The sequence below is a fragment of the Nostoc sp. DedQUE09 genome, from assembly GCF_034530915.1.
Lineage (GTDB): Bacteria > Cyanobacteriota > Cyanobacteriia > Cyanobacteriales > Nostocaceae > Nostoc.
In genome coordinates this window covers 253,436-268,175 of sequence record NZ_JAVRCE010000001.1, presented here as the reverse complement: position 1 = coordinate 268,175, position 14,740 = coordinate 253,436, and the positions used below count along the sequence as shown (strand labels likewise).

The 14,740-nt window shown below is 42.7% G+C and carries 13 protein-coding genes; 6 read left to right on the top strand and 7 right to left on the bottom strand.

The genetic code is table 11. The features are described 5' to 3' along the window. Positions 1-98: 98 nt before the first annotated feature. The 4 genes from RMY27_RS01130 to RMY27_RS01115 form a co-directional block, all read right to left on the bottom strand. Complete coding sequence (locus RMY27_RS01130) at positions 99-398, bottom strand: protealysin inhibitor emfourin (RefSeq protein ID WP_322659690.1); 300 nt, start codon at positions 396-398, stop codon at positions 99-101. 176 nt (positions 399-574) lie between these two features. Further along, entirely contained in the window at positions 575-1,654 is a 1,080-nt protein-coding gene (locus tag RMY27_RS01125; RefSeq protein ID WP_322659688.1) for a M4 family metallopeptidase, read from the bottom strand. A gap of 413 nt (positions 1,655-2,067) precedes the next feature. Next, positions 2,068-2,784, bottom strand: coding sequence for a class I SAM-dependent methyltransferase (locus RMY27_RS01120; protein ID WP_322659686.1), 717 nt, complete (start codon positions 2,782-2,784; stop codon positions 2,068-2,070). A 192-nt stretch (positions 2,785-2,976) separates the two neighbouring features. After that, entirely contained in the window at positions 2,977-3,126 is a 150-nt protein-coding gene (locus RMY27_RS01115) for a hypothetical protein (RefSeq protein WP_322659684.1), read from the bottom strand. Between the two features lie 443 nt (positions 3,127-3,569). Between RMY27_RS01115 and RMY27_RS01110 the strand changes: the two genes are divergently transcribed. Next, on the top strand, positions 3,570-4,787 hold the full coding sequence (locus tag RMY27_RS01110; protein WP_322659682.1) for a HAMP domain-containing sensor histidine kinase: 1,218 nt from the start codon (positions 3,570-3,572) through the stop codon (positions 4,785-4,787). A gap of 558 nt (positions 4,788-5,345) precedes the next feature. Here the strand turns inward: RMY27_RS01110 and RMY27_RS01105 are convergent. Beyond that, on the bottom strand, positions 5,346-7,616 hold the full coding sequence (locus RMY27_RS01105; protein WP_322659681.1) for a bifunctional (p)ppGpp synthetase/guanosine-3',5'-bis(diphosphate) 3'-pyrophosphohydrolase: 2,271 nt from the start codon (positions 7,614-7,616) through the stop codon (positions 5,346-5,348). 324 nt (positions 7,617-7,940) lie between these two features. Between RMY27_RS01105 and patD the strand changes: the two genes are divergently transcribed. Continuing rightward, complete coding sequence (patD, locus tag RMY27_RS01100; protein ID WP_194042053.1) at positions 7,941-8,294, top strand: heterocyst frequency control protein PatD; 354 nt, start codon at positions 7,941-7,943, stop codon at positions 8,292-8,294. Positions 8,295-8,428: 134 nt separating this feature from the next. Here patD and RMY27_RS01095 read toward each other — a convergent pair whose 3' ends face one another. Then, positions 8,429-9,025 carry a TetR/AcrR family transcriptional regulator gene (locus RMY27_RS01095; RefSeq protein ID WP_322659680.1) on the bottom strand — a complete coding sequence of 199 codons (597 nt, stop codon included), beginning with the start codon at positions 9,023-9,025 and terminating at the stop codon, positions 8,429-8,431. Positions 9,026-9,437: 412 nt separating this feature from the next. Between RMY27_RS01095 and RMY27_RS01090 the strand changes: the two genes are divergently transcribed. Continuing rightward, a complete protein-coding gene (locus RMY27_RS01090; RefSeq protein ID WP_322659679.1) occupies positions 9,438-11,027 on the top strand; it encodes a DHA2 family efflux MFS transporter permease subunit in 1,590 nt (529 codons plus the stop codon). Between the two features lie 614 nt (positions 11,028-11,641). After that, entirely contained in the window at positions 11,642-12,367 is a 726-nt protein-coding gene (gene cysH / locus RMY27_RS01085) for a phosphoadenosine phosphosulfate reductase (protein WP_322659677.1), read from the top strand. A 97-nt stretch (positions 12,368-12,464) separates the two neighbouring features. On the opposite strand, the gene RMY27_RS01080 is transcribed toward cysH, so the two are convergent. Next, a complete protein-coding gene (locus RMY27_RS01080; protein WP_322659675.1) occupies positions 12,465-12,593 on the bottom strand; it encodes a hypothetical protein in 129 nt (42 codons plus the stop codon). A gap of 43 nt (positions 12,594-12,636) precedes the next feature. Here RMY27_RS01080 and RMY27_RS01075 point away from each other — a divergent pair, with 43 nt between their 5' ends. Both RMY27_RS01075 and RMY27_RS01070 read left to right on the top strand, forming a co-directional pair. Then, a complete protein-coding gene (locus tag RMY27_RS01075; RefSeq protein ID WP_322659674.1) occupies positions 12,637-13,890 on the top strand; it encodes an exonuclease SbcCD subunit D in 1,254 nt (417 codons plus the stop codon). 171 nt (positions 13,891-14,061) lie between these two features. Then, entirely contained in the window at positions 14,062-14,691 is a 630-nt protein-coding gene (locus RMY27_RS01070; RefSeq protein WP_322659672.1) for a restriction endonuclease subunit R, read from the top strand. The last annotated feature ends 49 nt before the right edge of the window (positions 14,692-14,740 follow it).

Genomic DNA, 14,740 nt, shown 5'->3' with positions numbered 1-14,740 from the left:
CATAATTACGATTTAAGTTACTATCACTTTGCCACAATTTCGACTATTGAGGAGATATTCTATAGCGTCAGAGACTTATAAGTAATTCTTTTTACTTTTCACCTTTTCTGTGCTATATTCTGTAGCCATTCAATTAAGGGTCTTAAGGTTCCTGGCAATGCTGACTCACTGACAGTCACTGTATGCTGCTTGCCGTTATCTTCTACTGTTAACTTATACTGGAAGCGATCGCTCTGAGGATTTGGCGAAGTAATTCGTTCCGGTAGCCTAAATAAATCAGCAACTTCCACTAGCTGGGGAAGTGTGGCAGCTTCATGTGGCGGGAGAGTATCTGTATCAACGGTTGTTTTCTTGGTAATCCCAGCAAAGCCGCCCGTGCGTTCAAATGATACCCGCATTTTTTTGCTCTCCGTTGTGTTATTTAGTTGGAATACATACTAAGACTGGGAGATAATAGTTCTCACCTCCCAGTTTAACAACAACAACAGATTAATCAGCCCTGAGTACTGAATGAGGCAGTGGAAGATGTTAAACATTTATTTATTCCTAACTCCTCACTTATCACTCCTAACTCCTAGATAACTCCTACCTTTTGCCAAGCATTTCGCACAGCTTTTTGCTCATTACTATCATTACCGTAGAGTTCGCCAGCAACTTGAATGGTGACGTTAGCAGCTTTTTTAAAATCTGCTTTGGCACGCAAGCGATCGCGTAAACCTACATACCATATTTTGCCAGCTTTTTCCCAGGCATAGCCACCAATCTCAACAGCTGCTAAATAAAAGGCATGGTTAGGGATTCCTGAGTTGATATGTACCCCAGCATTATCTTCAACACCTGTATATTTATCTTTTACATGACCCGGTTGGGGATCTTTACCCAGTACAGGATCGTCATAAGCTGTTCCTGGTGCTTTCATTGAGCGGAGGGCAACACCTTTGACAGTCGGGACTAAAAGACCTTCACCAATCAGCCAGTCTGCCTCTTGTGCAGTCTGATTTTTGGTCTTTTGTTTCACCAACGAACCAAAGACATCAGAAAACGATTCATTTAGTGCCCCTGGTTCGCCATAATACTGTAAACCGGCTTCATACTGAGTTATCCCATGAGCTAACTCATGCCCAATCACATCAATTGATTTCGTGAAGCGCTGAAACATTTCTCCGTCGCCATCACCATAAACCATTTGGTCGCCGTTCCAAAAGGCGTTGTCATATTTAACGCCATAATGCACGGTGGAGTCTAAACGTAGTCCTTTGTCGTCAATGGAATTGCGATCAAATATTTCATGAAATAAGTCATAAGTAGCACCAGCAGCATCGTAAGCTTCATTTATTGCGGGATCACTGCTTGGTGGGTCTCCTTCAGCACGCACCAATGTGCCAGGTAGTTGCTGCCCATTTTTGGCATCGTAGATGGTGCGGCGCTTCTCACCTGGTGAAGGAGCAAAGGAGATAGTACCTATAACATCTCTGCGTCCGCGAAGCTGTGCTGAAACATTTAATGTATGAAAAGCCCAACTCCGCTGCTCAGGATTGCCGTTCACTACGACATTTTCCAGCATGTGGGGCGGGATAATACAACAAATAGGGCATCTAGAGACAAGTGGATGCTCATACTTAAACCCGGCTGATTTCTTTTTATTTCGAGCCATCCAAGATATTCTCCTTTTGAAACTAAGTGATGGCAAACAGTGGCTTTAACTCCACTGGAGAAAGGAGCAGAAAAACGAATCCAAATCGCCTGTCCCTGGTTTTTTCTGAAATAAATTTTCTACTCTGTATTTTCGGATAGGTCTGTACAGGATTGATGGTACCCTCATAGGTACTTCTGATAGGGAAATATTGTATAAAAACACGAAGCCAGCTTAATTACGGCAAGTTTCAGGCAAAACCCTTGTGTGAGTTAACAGGACCTCCTTTACAGACCTAATGAGTTTATATATTAGTTCTTATCAACAGAAATGATATTATTTATTGCTGTTTTGTTACTATCAAGCTGTTAATGCGATAAATACCCATTGGAGATAGGGGAATCTCAAATATAGGCATCCAAAACCGCAAATTTTCACAAACAGCCACCAAACACCGCCAGACCATAATATTTCCAAGGTACTGCAACTGTCTTAAATCCAGCTTTGCTCAACATTTGTAAATGACTATCTAAGCTAGCTAGCTGGTCTTGACTAGAGTAACCTTCAGTAGTGCTGGTGGCACGTTTAGCGCGAATCTCTGTCAAATTAATTCCTTGTTCAACTGCCCATTCGTCTCGTGCCGCCTTGTAAACTTCTGCTAAGGCTGGTGATTCTGGTAAAGTAGGATCTGCATTCCAAAAACAGCCGTCTTGAGTGAGGTTAGCAGCAATTCGCTCAAATAACTTCAACTTCATCTCATCATGGAGATGGTGAATTGCCAAAGATGAGACACAAGCATCAAATTCGCTACCAATATCCAACTTCTCTGGATTATTTGTCCAGTTGCCAAAATCTGCTTGTATACCAGTCCAGCGTTGTTGATATCCAGCTGCTGTGATTTTCTCTTGGGCAAATTGCAGCATTCGAGGTGAGTAATCTAAGGCAATTATTTGGGCATCTGGAAAGCGATTGAGTATCTTGAGACTAAGTTCGCCTGTACCACAACCTAATTCTAAAATGCGCCGACTTGTGGAAGGTAGAAAACGGACAATTACCTCCAACATCTCATCATATCGCGGTAACAGTTGGCGAATACCAGTATCAAAATCCGCAGTGTTGGCGAATACCTCTCCGGGAAATACCTGTTGCATGGTGATCGGAACAAATAAACATACTAATCAATATTAATCATCCATCATTACCGAGTTATATGGTACATGGGTGGGAGGAACTTTTAGTATTAAAATATATCGACTAAAATATACTTTGTCAAAAACAACCTACAACATTGCTGAGAGGTTGCTAAAGTCGTCAAAGTGAGGGTAATTATTTGAACGAATCGATTACAACTCAATCTGTTGAATAATCTGCATTGTTTCCACACTGATGGTACAGACTCTTTGTAGTAAATCAATCATTTGTTCTTTGTAATCTGCAAAGCGATATGTTTTGAAATGCAACCCGAATCGATGTTTCTTTACGTGAACCGCCATACTGGATAATTTTTTCTACTTCTGTGTGATATTGGCTAACCACAAGTGTTGACATACTTTATCAAACTTTTATAATTTTATAATGTGCCCAATTTAGCCGCTAGATCGCTTATAGAGCCTCAGAATATCTAACCAATAAAAGTGAAAGTTGTTTTGGGATGTCCATAAAAACTAAGAGAAGCGATTAATCACGTCTCTGCAAAAGATTTTATATAAATACACTCACAATTTTAATGATGTTGAGATGTCATTCTATGTCTGTAACCACAATCTACTTGGTTAAACATCGCTATTGAATTTATGGTGATATAAGCTAAAGTAATTAGTTCCGTAAGAAGCTGTCTTTTCACTAAACTCTATCTTCTGTCAGGTGCGAACTTGACATTAAACGTACTAATCTACCTCTACTGGAACAGGCTTCGCTGTGTTTGGTTAGGCAAAAGATGGATTTTAGTCAGACTCTAATTGCAAAAAGTGATGCCATTCTCGCTCAATGGGTAGAAGCGGTTTATCAGGATCAACAAATTGAAGCTACTAATGAACTTACTTTCAAAGCTGTACGGGATAGCTTACCCCGTGTTTTGAAAGCATTAGCAACAGTACTTTCTGAATCTGAAACGAGCGATTTGCAGACAGTAGTAGATGCAAGTTTAGAACACGGCACACTTCGGGCCGAACAGGGATTTGAACCAGCGGAAATTGCGCGAGAGTATCGTTTACTCCGGTTTGTGATTTTTTCCTTTTTAGAAGAAGATTTATTACAAGGATCTGCACAAGAAGTACTAAGGGCTGTTCGCCTGATTGATACAGTAATCGATGAAGCGATCGCTCGTTGTTTTAACAGTTATACTCAAGGACGATTACAAGAGCTTAAACAACTCCAAAGTCAGTTGCGCTTGACTAACCAAGAGCTAACTCGCTTGGTTCGCGCTAATAAAGATAGTATCTCTCATTTGGCTCATGAACTGAAAACGCCCCTGACTTCAATCATCGGTTACGCAGACTTATTTCTGCGCCAGCAGCGTCAACAACCAGAACTCAAAGACACCTATGCAAATCTTGAAAGTATCGAGCGAGTTCTCAAGAGTGGTAGACTTCTTGTCCGGTTAATTAACGATACTCTGGAAATTTCACGCTATGATGCCGGACAGATGAAATTGCAGCCTACTTTAACCGATGTGCGTAGTTTAATCAACTTTGTTTTAGAGATGATTGAACCATTAGCGCGTGCTAAAGAATTATCCTTGGTTGTTGAATGCGAACGCGCCCCAAGTCAAGTTAACACAGATCCTCTTCGGCTTCAGCAAATTCTGACAAATCTACTGAGTAACGCAATTCGCTACACAGAATCTGGTTCAATTCATTTGGAGTGCTGGACGGTATCTCAACAGCAGTGGGCTATTTCTGTTACTGATAGTGGTATTGGTATTTCTCCAGATGCTCAAGCACAAATCTTCAATCCTTATTTTCGGGAAGTAACTGCTCCCCAAGTGCAAAGTTCTGATGGTACAGGATTAGGTTTAGCAATAGTCTCTCGATTGGTTCAGTTAATGGATGGTGAAATTAAAGTAGATTCACAGCTAGGAAAAGGGTCTACATTTACAGTAATTTTGCCATTAGAAGCGATTGCTACGACGGGTTACGCCTACACTTCGTTATAGGCTACCAGCCAGAAGTTTGTAAGTGTTGTGGAGACAAGTTAGAGGAGTCGCAAGACTTTTAGATGTGATGTAGTGGCTCATGTTACGTTGCCCAAAAGACGACACTGAAAGCATTGGACCTCTTGCAAAAATATATTTTTGCACTCTTAGGGAAAAGGAAAAAGGTTAAAGGGAAAGGATTTTGAGTTTCTTTACCCTTTTCCCCAGAGGGGACCCCACCTTCCCCTTTACCCCAACAAATGCCAAGAAGTCTATTGGACACGAGCAAATCATTTGAGCAATTTTGCATTTCTCATCATCGAAGGCGATCAGCTGCATCTTGCAATCGTTCAGCACAATTCTTGGTAATTGGGCTACCATGTGCCACACAAATTACGCACAGGTTAGGAATGTTGTCTGCTAAGGATCTTAACCACTGTTGGTAGGCATGGCGATCAGATAGGAAAAACCAGACCTATGGTTGATTACCGCTTTGCTACAACTCAAAATTTAAAACTTGAGAGTAAAATCGCAACTTAAACTGGTGCGTTACACTGCGTTAACGCACCTACCAATTACCTACTCGTCAATTTGACCAACGCGGCGGATATTCAAAATGTCAGTCATTTTCTTAATTTGGACAAACACTTGCTCTAGTTGAGAGCGATCGCGTATATCTATTCCTAAGTCGATCAATGCAGGTTGACCAACAGAGGTTTTCACCTGAGCATGGCGGACATTGATTCCTTGGTCACTCAACCGTGACAAAATATCTTTTAGTACTCCTACGCGGTCAAGAGCTTCAATTTGAACATCCACAGGGTAAGTGTGCGGACGACCACTATTTTCGGCGGCTGGGTTCCACCTAACTGGTACTAAGCGCTCATACTCCACAGTTTCCAGATTATGGCAGCCTTGGCGATGAATTGAAATCCCCCTACCTCGCGTTACCACACCAATAATTGGTTCGCCAGGAATCGGGGTACAACACCCAGCTAAATAATATACCAAACCTTCCACCCCAAAAATTGGCGAATCAGTGGAACGTGAGGTAGTTGGAGGTGCATCTCGTAAAGCTTTTGATGTCGCTGGTTCTTTGGGGATAAATAGCGACACAGTGGCAACTGGTTGTTGTCCCTTCGCTACTTCTCGCCAGCGATTTAGCACTAGGTTCAACGTAATTTCTCCATAACCCAAACCAGCGAGTAAATCTTCCACACTGTGGTAGTTACACTTTTCGGCGACAATATGCATCGCATCCGACTTTAGCAAACTATCAAAACCAGTTTTACCAAGTTCCTTTTCTAACAATTCTCGTCCACGGGCGACATTTTCTTCCCGGCGCGATCGCTTGTACCATTGTTTTATCCGATATTTCGCCGCCGAACTTCTCACAAAGTTCAACCAATCCAGACTCGGATGGCAGTTCTTTTGGGTGAGAACTTCTACAATATCGCCATTATGTAGCCGTGTTGAAAGAGATACCATTCGCCCATTCACCCGCGCCCCTGAACAATGGTTTCCCACTTCCGTATGAATCCGATAAGCAAAATCCACCGTGGTAGAACCGGGGCTTAAAGGAACAACATCCCCCTTAGGGGTGAAGACATAGACATCATCTTCAAATAGATTATCTTTGACGCTATCAAGATATTCTTGTGCATCCTTGAGATCAGTTTGCCATTCCAGCAGCTGCCGCAGCCAAGTAAACTTGTCATCTGTCGCTGTCAAATGGCTAATACTAGAACCTCCTGTTTCTTTGTACTTCCAATGGGCGGCAATCCCATACTCGGCGATATGATGCATTTCGATTGTCCGAATTTGCACTTCTAAAGGACGGCCAGTTAATCCAATCACCCCAGTATGCAACGACTGGTAACGGTTAGGCTTTGGTAGTCCAATATAGTCCTTAAATCTGCCAGGAATTGGGCGAAAAGCATCATGAACCACCGCCAACGCCCGATAACATTCTTCATTGGTTTGAACAATTATTCGCAGCGCCGCCAAATCGTAAATTTCATGAAATTCCTTTTGCTGGCGGTGCATTTTTTGGTAAATGCTATAAAGGTGCTTGGGGCGACCGCTAATATCCTGAAAGCGGATTCCGGCTTGCTGCAAACGTTCTCGCAAAATATCTGTAGCTTTGGCCAACTTCTCTTCTCGCGCCGTCCGTTTTTCGGAAACATGCTCTTGCATTTGGCGAAAAGCTTCTGGTTCCAAATACTTAAAAGCCAAATCTTCCAGTTCCCATTTAATTCGCCAAATTCCCAAGCGATTGGCTAAAGGTGCGAATATATCTCGCGTTTCCTGGGCACTGCGGCGGCGGCTGGCTTCTGACATGTATTGTAAAGTTCGCATATTATGCAAACGATCTGCCAATTTCACCACAATTACCCGAATATCTTGCGCCATTGCCAAAAACATCCGCCGGAAGTTTTCGGCTTGGCTTTCGGTTTTGCTGGTGAAATTGATCTTAGAAAGCTTGGTGACGCCTTCAACCAATTGCCGCACTTCTGGGCCAAAGCGTTCTTCTATTTCTTGACTTGTAACTTCTGTATCTTCAACGACATCATGGAGAAATCCAGCTGCTATCATAGCAGCACTGCCTCCCAAATCACGCAGCAATTCAGCCACAGCAATGGGATGGGCGATGTATGGTTCTCCCGATTTGCGGTATTGGCCTTCATGCAGTTTGTAAGCAAATTCAAATGCCCGACCAATTAAGACGGCATCATTATGCCTTCGGTCATCTTCCGCTGCACCGCTAATTGTTGATGACTCCTTCAAACATTTTTTTAACCATTCGGGAATGGCAAGGTCAACTGATGAATTTATCGCTATACTGCTCATACAATTTGGGTTTAGAGAGGATCGGTAGATAAGTGAATGATAAATAAAACTAGCAGCATCGCCCTGAAAAGATGCCGTTGCCCAAAGACGGGTGAAAAAAGCAGTGTAAGGATTTCTCCAATTGCAATAGCATAGCCTTAGCTACGCAGAAGCGTTTGGTAGTCATCCAGTTTGAGTTTCAAGGATCGTTAAAGAAAGAAAATCCATTGATGGCAAACAAAGCCCCAAATCGAGATTTGAGGCTTTTAGTGCTGATAAGTGTTTAAGAAAGTTTATTGTAGAAGAAAAATTACTTGACATTAATACTATCTTAACTAGCACTGGATGTCTTTAAACCGTGAGAAATATCTGGCATTCGTAACTTTATTAGAGCAATTACGCTCCGATGCCACAACTACCCAAATCGTTGCGCCAGAACTGCGGCAGCGTGTAGCCACGTTGCAGCAATTTTTCGGGCAACAGATTGTGCCTTTGGCTGATGAAAACTGGCGAGTGCAGTCTTATCAAACGGAGATGAGCAAGCAATTGCGCCTGTTGGAAATAGATGTGATGTTTTTCCAAGGAGCGCGGCAAGCATCTACTGTACAAACGAGACTTCAAACGATTAGCGATCGCTTGACAACCCTCATTCAATACTGTGATGCCATTCTGCAACCAGAAGCGGAAGGAGAAAAATAACAATTGTTCACCTTTTTCTCTAATTCCTCCATCATCTCATTTATGACCTATGATGGAAAGTTATTTTGCTAACAAGTTGGGAATGGGGAATTGGGAATTGGGAATGAGAACTTATAAGAATTGTTCCCTATGTCCTATCCCCCATTCCCTATACCTTTGAGCAGAAGGTTCATGGTGCGGCGCATGTATGCTTCTACTGGCTCGGTTGTGGGTTTGAAGATCAGTGCATAATATAGTGAACCGCTTACAAGGTCGATAATTAAGTCTACGTCTGCATCCTTGTGAATTTCGCCTCTGGACTTGGCACGCTCAAGTATTTTAGAAAAGGCTTCACGTCTGAGTTTGGTATATTTTGTCCAATACACTTCGGCAAATTGAGGATTGCTAGACGCTGTACTAACAATCAGCGCAAGTGTCTGACGACCAAGGGGACTATCTATTTTTTTGGCGGCATTCTTAATCAGGATATCCATATCTCCCCAAAAGCTGTCGGTATTGGGGATCGCTAAATCATCTCTGAGACTTTCTATCGCGTCTGCAACTAGTTCTTCTTTGGAAGTATAACGCCGATAGATGGTTGTTTTACCAACTCCAGCACGAGAAGCGATCGCTTCTATACTCATGCTTTCATATCCTACCTCTGCAAGCAGATCCAAAGTTGCTTGCAGAATCGCTTGGTCGGCGTGGATGCTGCGTGGGCGGCCAGAGGTGCTGTTGATTTGCTTACTCATAAAAATATCATCCCCAAGCAATATCTTCTTGGCCATTTGCTCCTACTTTTGGGCATAGAAGATAGCTTCTGGGAAACGAAATAAGCCTCATAACCCACCTCATAACCCAATTTTTATGCCCTAAAACAGCAGCAATGACCATCAATACTTGTCGGTTAAGGGGAAAAGGGGAAAGAAAAAACCTTTACCCTTTACCCTTTAACCTTTTCCCCAAACTTAATGCCGAGTTAAAAATGCTTAACCGAGCAGTATTGCAATGACCATCCATCTTTAGCATAGGTATTTCTGCCGCTTTTCAGGAAAAACTTTCTTGACCGTTTTAATATGATACGCTACCGTAGCGTATATATACAATACTTAATTTTAGCTTTGGCATTCCTTGACATCTCCCAAATATTATTTGTGCTAAATAATGGCTATCAACATTAAAGGTTCTAGTTTTGACCAATTTGGTTATGTCCACGGGCCATTGAAGTGGGCGATCGCTTTTACGGCTTCCCTCGGTGCAATACTAGAAGTAATTGATACTAGTATTGTTAACGTTGCCCTGACAGATATACAGGCAAGTTTGGGTGCAACTGTTAGTGAAGTTGGCTGGGTGGTAACTGGATATGCGATCGCAAATGTCGTCTTAATTCCCTTATCTGCATGGCTGGGAGATTACTTTGGACGCAAAACCTACTTTATCTTCTCGTTGATTGGCTTTACCCTGGCCTCGGTTTTATGCGGTTTGGCATTTAATCTGCCGATGCTAGTTTTTTCTCGAATTCTTCAAGGTTTGTGTGGTGGAGGGTTGCTAGCTAAAGCCCAAGCGATTTTATTCGAGACATTTCCACCTGCTGAACAAGGTTTAGCACAGGCAGTTTTTGGAGTAGGTGTAATTGCTGGCCCAGCCATCGGCCCAACTTTAGGGGGATTTTTGGTAGATGGTTTAGGCTGGCGGTGGATTTTCTTTGTTAATATTCCCTTCGGGATCGTTGCAGTGGCGATGTCAGTGGTATTTTTGCCCAAAGACAAAGACAAAAGTGAGACACAAAGCCAAGCCGTCGATTGGTTCGGGATTGGGTTTTTAGTTATCGCTATTGGGTGTATGCAAACTTTGTTAGAGGAAGGAGAGAAAGAGGACTGGTTTTCCTCCAGTTTCATCACCACATTAGCGATCGCCAGTATTATCGGCTTGGGGTTGTTTATTTGGCAAGAAGTGAAAACAGATCACCCTGCCGTTGATTTGAGAGTTTTGCGCCACCGTTCTTTAGCTGCGGGAAGCGTTCTCTCAGCAGTGGTGGGTATGGGGCTTTATGGCACACTCTTTGCTGTGCCGATATTTGCTCAGAGTGTGCTGCACTTTACGGCGACGCAGACAGGACTATTGTTAGCGCCTGGTGCTTTAGCGTCTGCGATCGTTATGGTTTTATTAGGCAAACTGTCTAGTAAGATTGATGCCCGATTTTTAATCGCAATGGGTGCTGTCGGCTCGTCTGGAGTCATGTTTCAACTAGCAGCAATTACCCCACAAACTGGCATAGATGATTTATTTTGGCCATTGGTATGGCGTGGGGCTTTTACTGTGTTGATGTTTCTGCCTTTGAGTTTGGCAGTTTTAGGCCCGCTACCCAAACAGGATATTTCTGCCGGCTCTGGTTTCTACAACCTCACCCGACAATTGGGTGGTAGCATTGGCATTGCTCTACTCACCACTTTGCTTGATCGGCGAGAAGCTTTTCATCGAGCCATCTTGTTAGCAAAACTTAGTCCTTATGACTCAGAAACCAGTCAGCGCCTTGATGCGCTCAACGGGGTACTCCAAAGCCAAGGTATGGATGCGACAACAGCGCAACAACAAGCACTAGCTTTATTAAGTCAAACAGTAGATATTCAAGCTGCGGTTTTATCTTACGCAGATTGCTTTCGAGTAGTAGGGATAGGGTTTCTTTGCTCATTACCTCTGTTGCTATTTCTAGGTAAAGGCGGTGCAGGAGTGAAAGCGCCAGTTGGGCACTAGGGTAAAGGAAATAGCGATCGCATCCCTATTCTAAATTCTCTGACTGCAAAACTGCGTAATAACACGGCTTCGGAATTATTCTTTGCCGAAAGTCACAGCCGAAAATTAATACACACGGATTGATTTAAATGAAAAAAGTAAAAGTCCCACTCAGCTTTGAGCGGGACTATATGAAGTCTTATTGCTAAAATGAGAAATCTTGATCTTAGAAAAAGTTCATTATTGTAATAACCCCAACGCTGGTTAACATCATTAAAGCGCCCATAATTATAGACTGGCCTAATGGATTGCTGAATTTTGCGTTGTTCATTTAAGTAAAATCCTTTTTATTAATAGTTCCTTAACCATATCAAAATCAGTATAAATATCTATAAAAATCCTGTAAAACTTAAATTATCGTAAATTTTCTTAATAAACTTCTCACTTTAATTTATGTATTAATTGTTGCCAAGTATAAAATATGGTTATTTTTCTTGTGCTTGCTCTTCATTCTCCATTCTCAAAATGTAGTAATTTCCACACAAAATAATTACCTTATCTCCGAGCGGAATACGCGTCTTAATGCAGTAAGATCGATCTTAATCAAGGTAGAAATATTTGAATAGAAGATTATCATGACAGTCTCCACGGCATCTAGAAACCAAGCGATCGCTTTTGACTTAGACAAATTAAATGAACAATTTGAAACTGCCACTCCCAAAGACATACTGGCATGGTCTATAGAGAATATCCCAACGGGACTGGTGCAAACAAGCGCCTTTAACGTGGATGACATGATAATTACCCATATTCTTTACAGCGAACTGAAGCATCCCGTTCCTGTGATCTTTCTCGACACTTTGCACCACTTCCCTGAAAGCCTAGAATTAGTTGCCAAAGCCAAACAAATCTACAACCTGGATTTGCAAACTTTCAAAACTCCAGATGTAGACACCCGCGAAGCCTTTGAAGCTAAGTACGGCGACAAACTCTGGGACACGGATATTGCCAAATTCCACCACATTACAAAAATTGAACCACTACTACGGGGTTTAGACGAACTCAACAGCGTCGCTTGGATTACCGGACGCCGCCGTGACCAAGCAGTAACCCGTGCGAATATGCCCATATTTGAATTTGATGGTAAAGGTCGGCTGAAAGTAAATCCTATCGCTACTTGGACACGTCAAGATAGTTGGGTTTATGTGGCTGAACATGGAGTCATCTACAACCCCCTCCACGACCAAGGTTATCCCAGCATCGGCGACCAACCCATCACCACCAAAGTAGGCGAAGGCGAAGACGAACGCGCCGGACGCTGGCGGGGAAGTGATAAAACAGAATGTGGAATTCATATTTAGTCATTGGTCATTTGTCATTTGTCACTTGTACTGAGTTTCAACTGGGCGGTAATTGAGCGACTTGTACTGAGCGTAGTCGAAGTAAGTCGAGATTCAACTACCGCGAACGCTCTCGTAGAGAAGCCGTTGGCGTGGTAACAGAGCGTAGCCGTACCCCTCCGGGGAAGCAAGCTACGCGCAGCGTCTCGTAGAGAAGTGCAGCCTCTCCAAGAGTTGTATTTGTCATTAGTATTAGACAAAGGGCAAATGACTAAAAACAAAGGACAAATATGATTAAAATCCTCCATCTCTCCGATATCCATATGGGAAGCGGCTTCTCCCACGGACGAATTAATCCGGCAACGGGATTGAATACACGGTTGGAGGATTTTGTCAACACATTGTCTATATGTATTGACCGAGCGTTGACAGATGCTGTTGATATGGTGATATTTGGTGGCGATGCTTTCCCGGATGCTACACCACCGCCTTATGTACAACAAGCTTTTGCCAGCCAATTTCGCCGTCTGATGGATGCCAATATTCCAACAGTGCTGTTGGTAGGCAACCACGACCAACATTCCCAAGGACAGGGAGGGGCGAGTTTAAATATTTACCGCACTTTGGGAGTGCCAGGGTTTGTTGTTGGTGATACATTAACTACGCACTGCATCGAAACCCGTAATGGCAAAGTGCAAGTAATTACCCTGCCTTGGCTGACTCGTTCTACTTTGATGACTCGCCAAGAGACTGAAGGTTTGTCTTTGGCGGAAGTCAACCAACTATTAACGGAACGTCTGCGAGTTGTTTTAGAAGGGGAAGTTCGGCGTCTTGACCCCAATGTGCCTACTATCCTTTTAGCTCACTTGATGTCTGACAATGCTAGCTTGGGTGCAGAACGCTTTTTGGCGGTGGGTAAAGGCTTTACTCTGCCCCTATCTTTGCTGACGCGACCTTGTTTTGATTATGTAGCATTGGGACACGTCCACCGCCACCAAAATCTGAATAAATCCAACAACCCGCCGGTAATTTATCCAGGCAGTATTGAGCGGGTAGATTTTAGTGAAGAAAAAGAAGACAAAGGTTATGTGATGCTGGAACTGGAGCGGGGAAGCGCTCAATGGGAATTTTGTCCCTTAACAGTTCGGACTTTCCGCACCATTGAGGTGGATGTCTCGAAAGCAGATGAGCCACAAGCGGTGTTAATGAAAGCGATCGCCAAGTATGATATTCAAGATGCTGTAGTGCGGCTAATTTACAAACTCCGCTCTGAACAAATGGATTTAATTGACAGTCCCTCTCTACATACTGCTTTAAGTCCTGCTCACACCTACACCATTCAAGCAGAATTAGTGAGTCAATTAGCTCGCCCTCGCATTCCTGAATTGAGTGCAAGTAGCAGTATCGACCCAATGGAAGCGTTGAAAACTTACTTGAACAATCGCGAAGACCTCAAAGATATTGCAACATCAATGATGGATGCAGCGCAGAAGTTGCTAGCAGATGATGTGGAAGTTTGGCTGGAAGCAGCAACTAATGAGTAGGTGAAAATAATTTGTAATTAACAATTAATTATTATGGAATAACGTAGACGCTTCTCTACGAGACGCACGCGAACGGCTTGCCACAGGCTACCGCAGAAGCGCCGAGGGCACGGAGAAATCAGAGTTTTAAAGGTATTTTGTGTAAGCCCTATTTTCCACTCTCCAAAATATATGACGCAAACAATCCAAGCAAAGGTCATCGACTTACGCTATTTAATTGACAACTTTGGTATTGAGTTAGTTTTGGATGGCTCATTCTTCCGTGAATGGCAAGAAGATTTACCAGAAATCAATGATTTAGATAAACAACTTTTAGATAAGGTAAAAACGGGTTATTTTAATCTTCTTAATTACCCACCTTTACTGGAAGATGTAGTCAGAATGGCAGTTGTAGACCCATTGCTTTTTATTGGGGATTTTTATCTAGCTCCGTATTATGTAAAATCAGAAGAATCTATAGATATTGCTGTGCCAGATGAAGATGTAATTATCAAAGGTAGAATAGATACCTTAGTTTTAAAAGAGCAATTTTGGCTAATGATTATTGAGTCTAAAAGAGCTTCGTTTTCAGTCGAACAAGGACTCGCACAAATTCTTGCTTATCTGTTAGGAAATCGAGATAATGATAAACCTAGTTTTGGTATGATTGCTACGGGAAGCGAGTTCATTTTCGTCAAATTAGTGCAAGCAAATCCACCACGTTACGCTTTATCAAAGGGTTTTTTAATGCGTAACCCTGGAAATGAGTTGTACGACGTGCTACGTATACTGAAACGCCTGACTCAGTTGGTGAGTGTTTAAACCTTATTACCTAATTATATATTCTCACAACAGGGGCGATCGCTCTTTT

Coding starts and splice junctions, on each gene's coding strand:
- RMY27_RS01130 (WP_322659690.1), bottom strand. CDS start 398: ATGCGGGTATCATTTGAACGCACGGGCGGCTTTGCTGGGATTACCAAG.
- RMY27_RS01125 (WP_322659688.1), bottom strand. CDS start 1,654: ATGGCTCGAAATAAAAAGAAATCAGCCGGGTTTAAGTATGAGCATCCA.
- RMY27_RS01120 (WP_322659686.1), bottom strand. CDS start 2,784: ATGCAACAGGTATTTCCCGGAGAGGTATTCGCCAACACTGCGGATTTT.
- RMY27_RS01115 (WP_322659684.1), bottom strand. CDS start 3,126: ATGGCGGTTCACGTAAAGAAACATCGATTCGGGTTGCATTTCAAAACA.
- RMY27_RS01110 (WP_322659682.1), top strand. CDS start 3,570: ATGGATTTTAGTCAGACTCTAATTGCAAAAAGTGATGCCATTCTCGCT.
- RMY27_RS01105 (WP_322659681.1), bottom strand. CDS start 7,616: ATGAGCAGTATAGCGATAAATTCATCAGTTGACCTTGCCATTCCCGAA.
- patD (WP_194042053.1), top strand. CDS start 7,941: ATGTCTTTAAACCGTGAGAAATATCTGGCATTCGTAACTTTATTAGAG.
- RMY27_RS01095 (WP_322659680.1), bottom strand. CDS start 9,025: ATGAGTAAGCAAATCAACAGCACCTCTGGCCGCCCACGCAGCATCCAC.
- RMY27_RS01090 (WP_322659679.1), top strand. CDS start 9,438: ATGGCTATCAACATTAAAGGTTCTAGTTTTGACCAATTTGGTTATGTC.
- cysH (WP_322659677.1), top strand. CDS start 11,642: ATGACAGTCTCCACGGCATCTAGAAACCAAGCGATCGCTTTTGACTTA.
- RMY27_RS01080 (WP_322659675.1), bottom strand. CDS start 12,593: ATGACAAATACAACTCTTGGAGAGGCTGCACTTCTCTACGAGACGCTG.
- RMY27_RS01075 (WP_322659674.1), top strand. CDS start 12,637: ATGATTAAAATCCTCCATCTCTCCGATATCCATATGGGAAGCGGCTTC.
- RMY27_RS01070 (WP_322659672.1), top strand. CDS start 14,062: ATGACGCAAACAATCCAAGCAAAGGTCATCGACTTACGCTATTTAATT.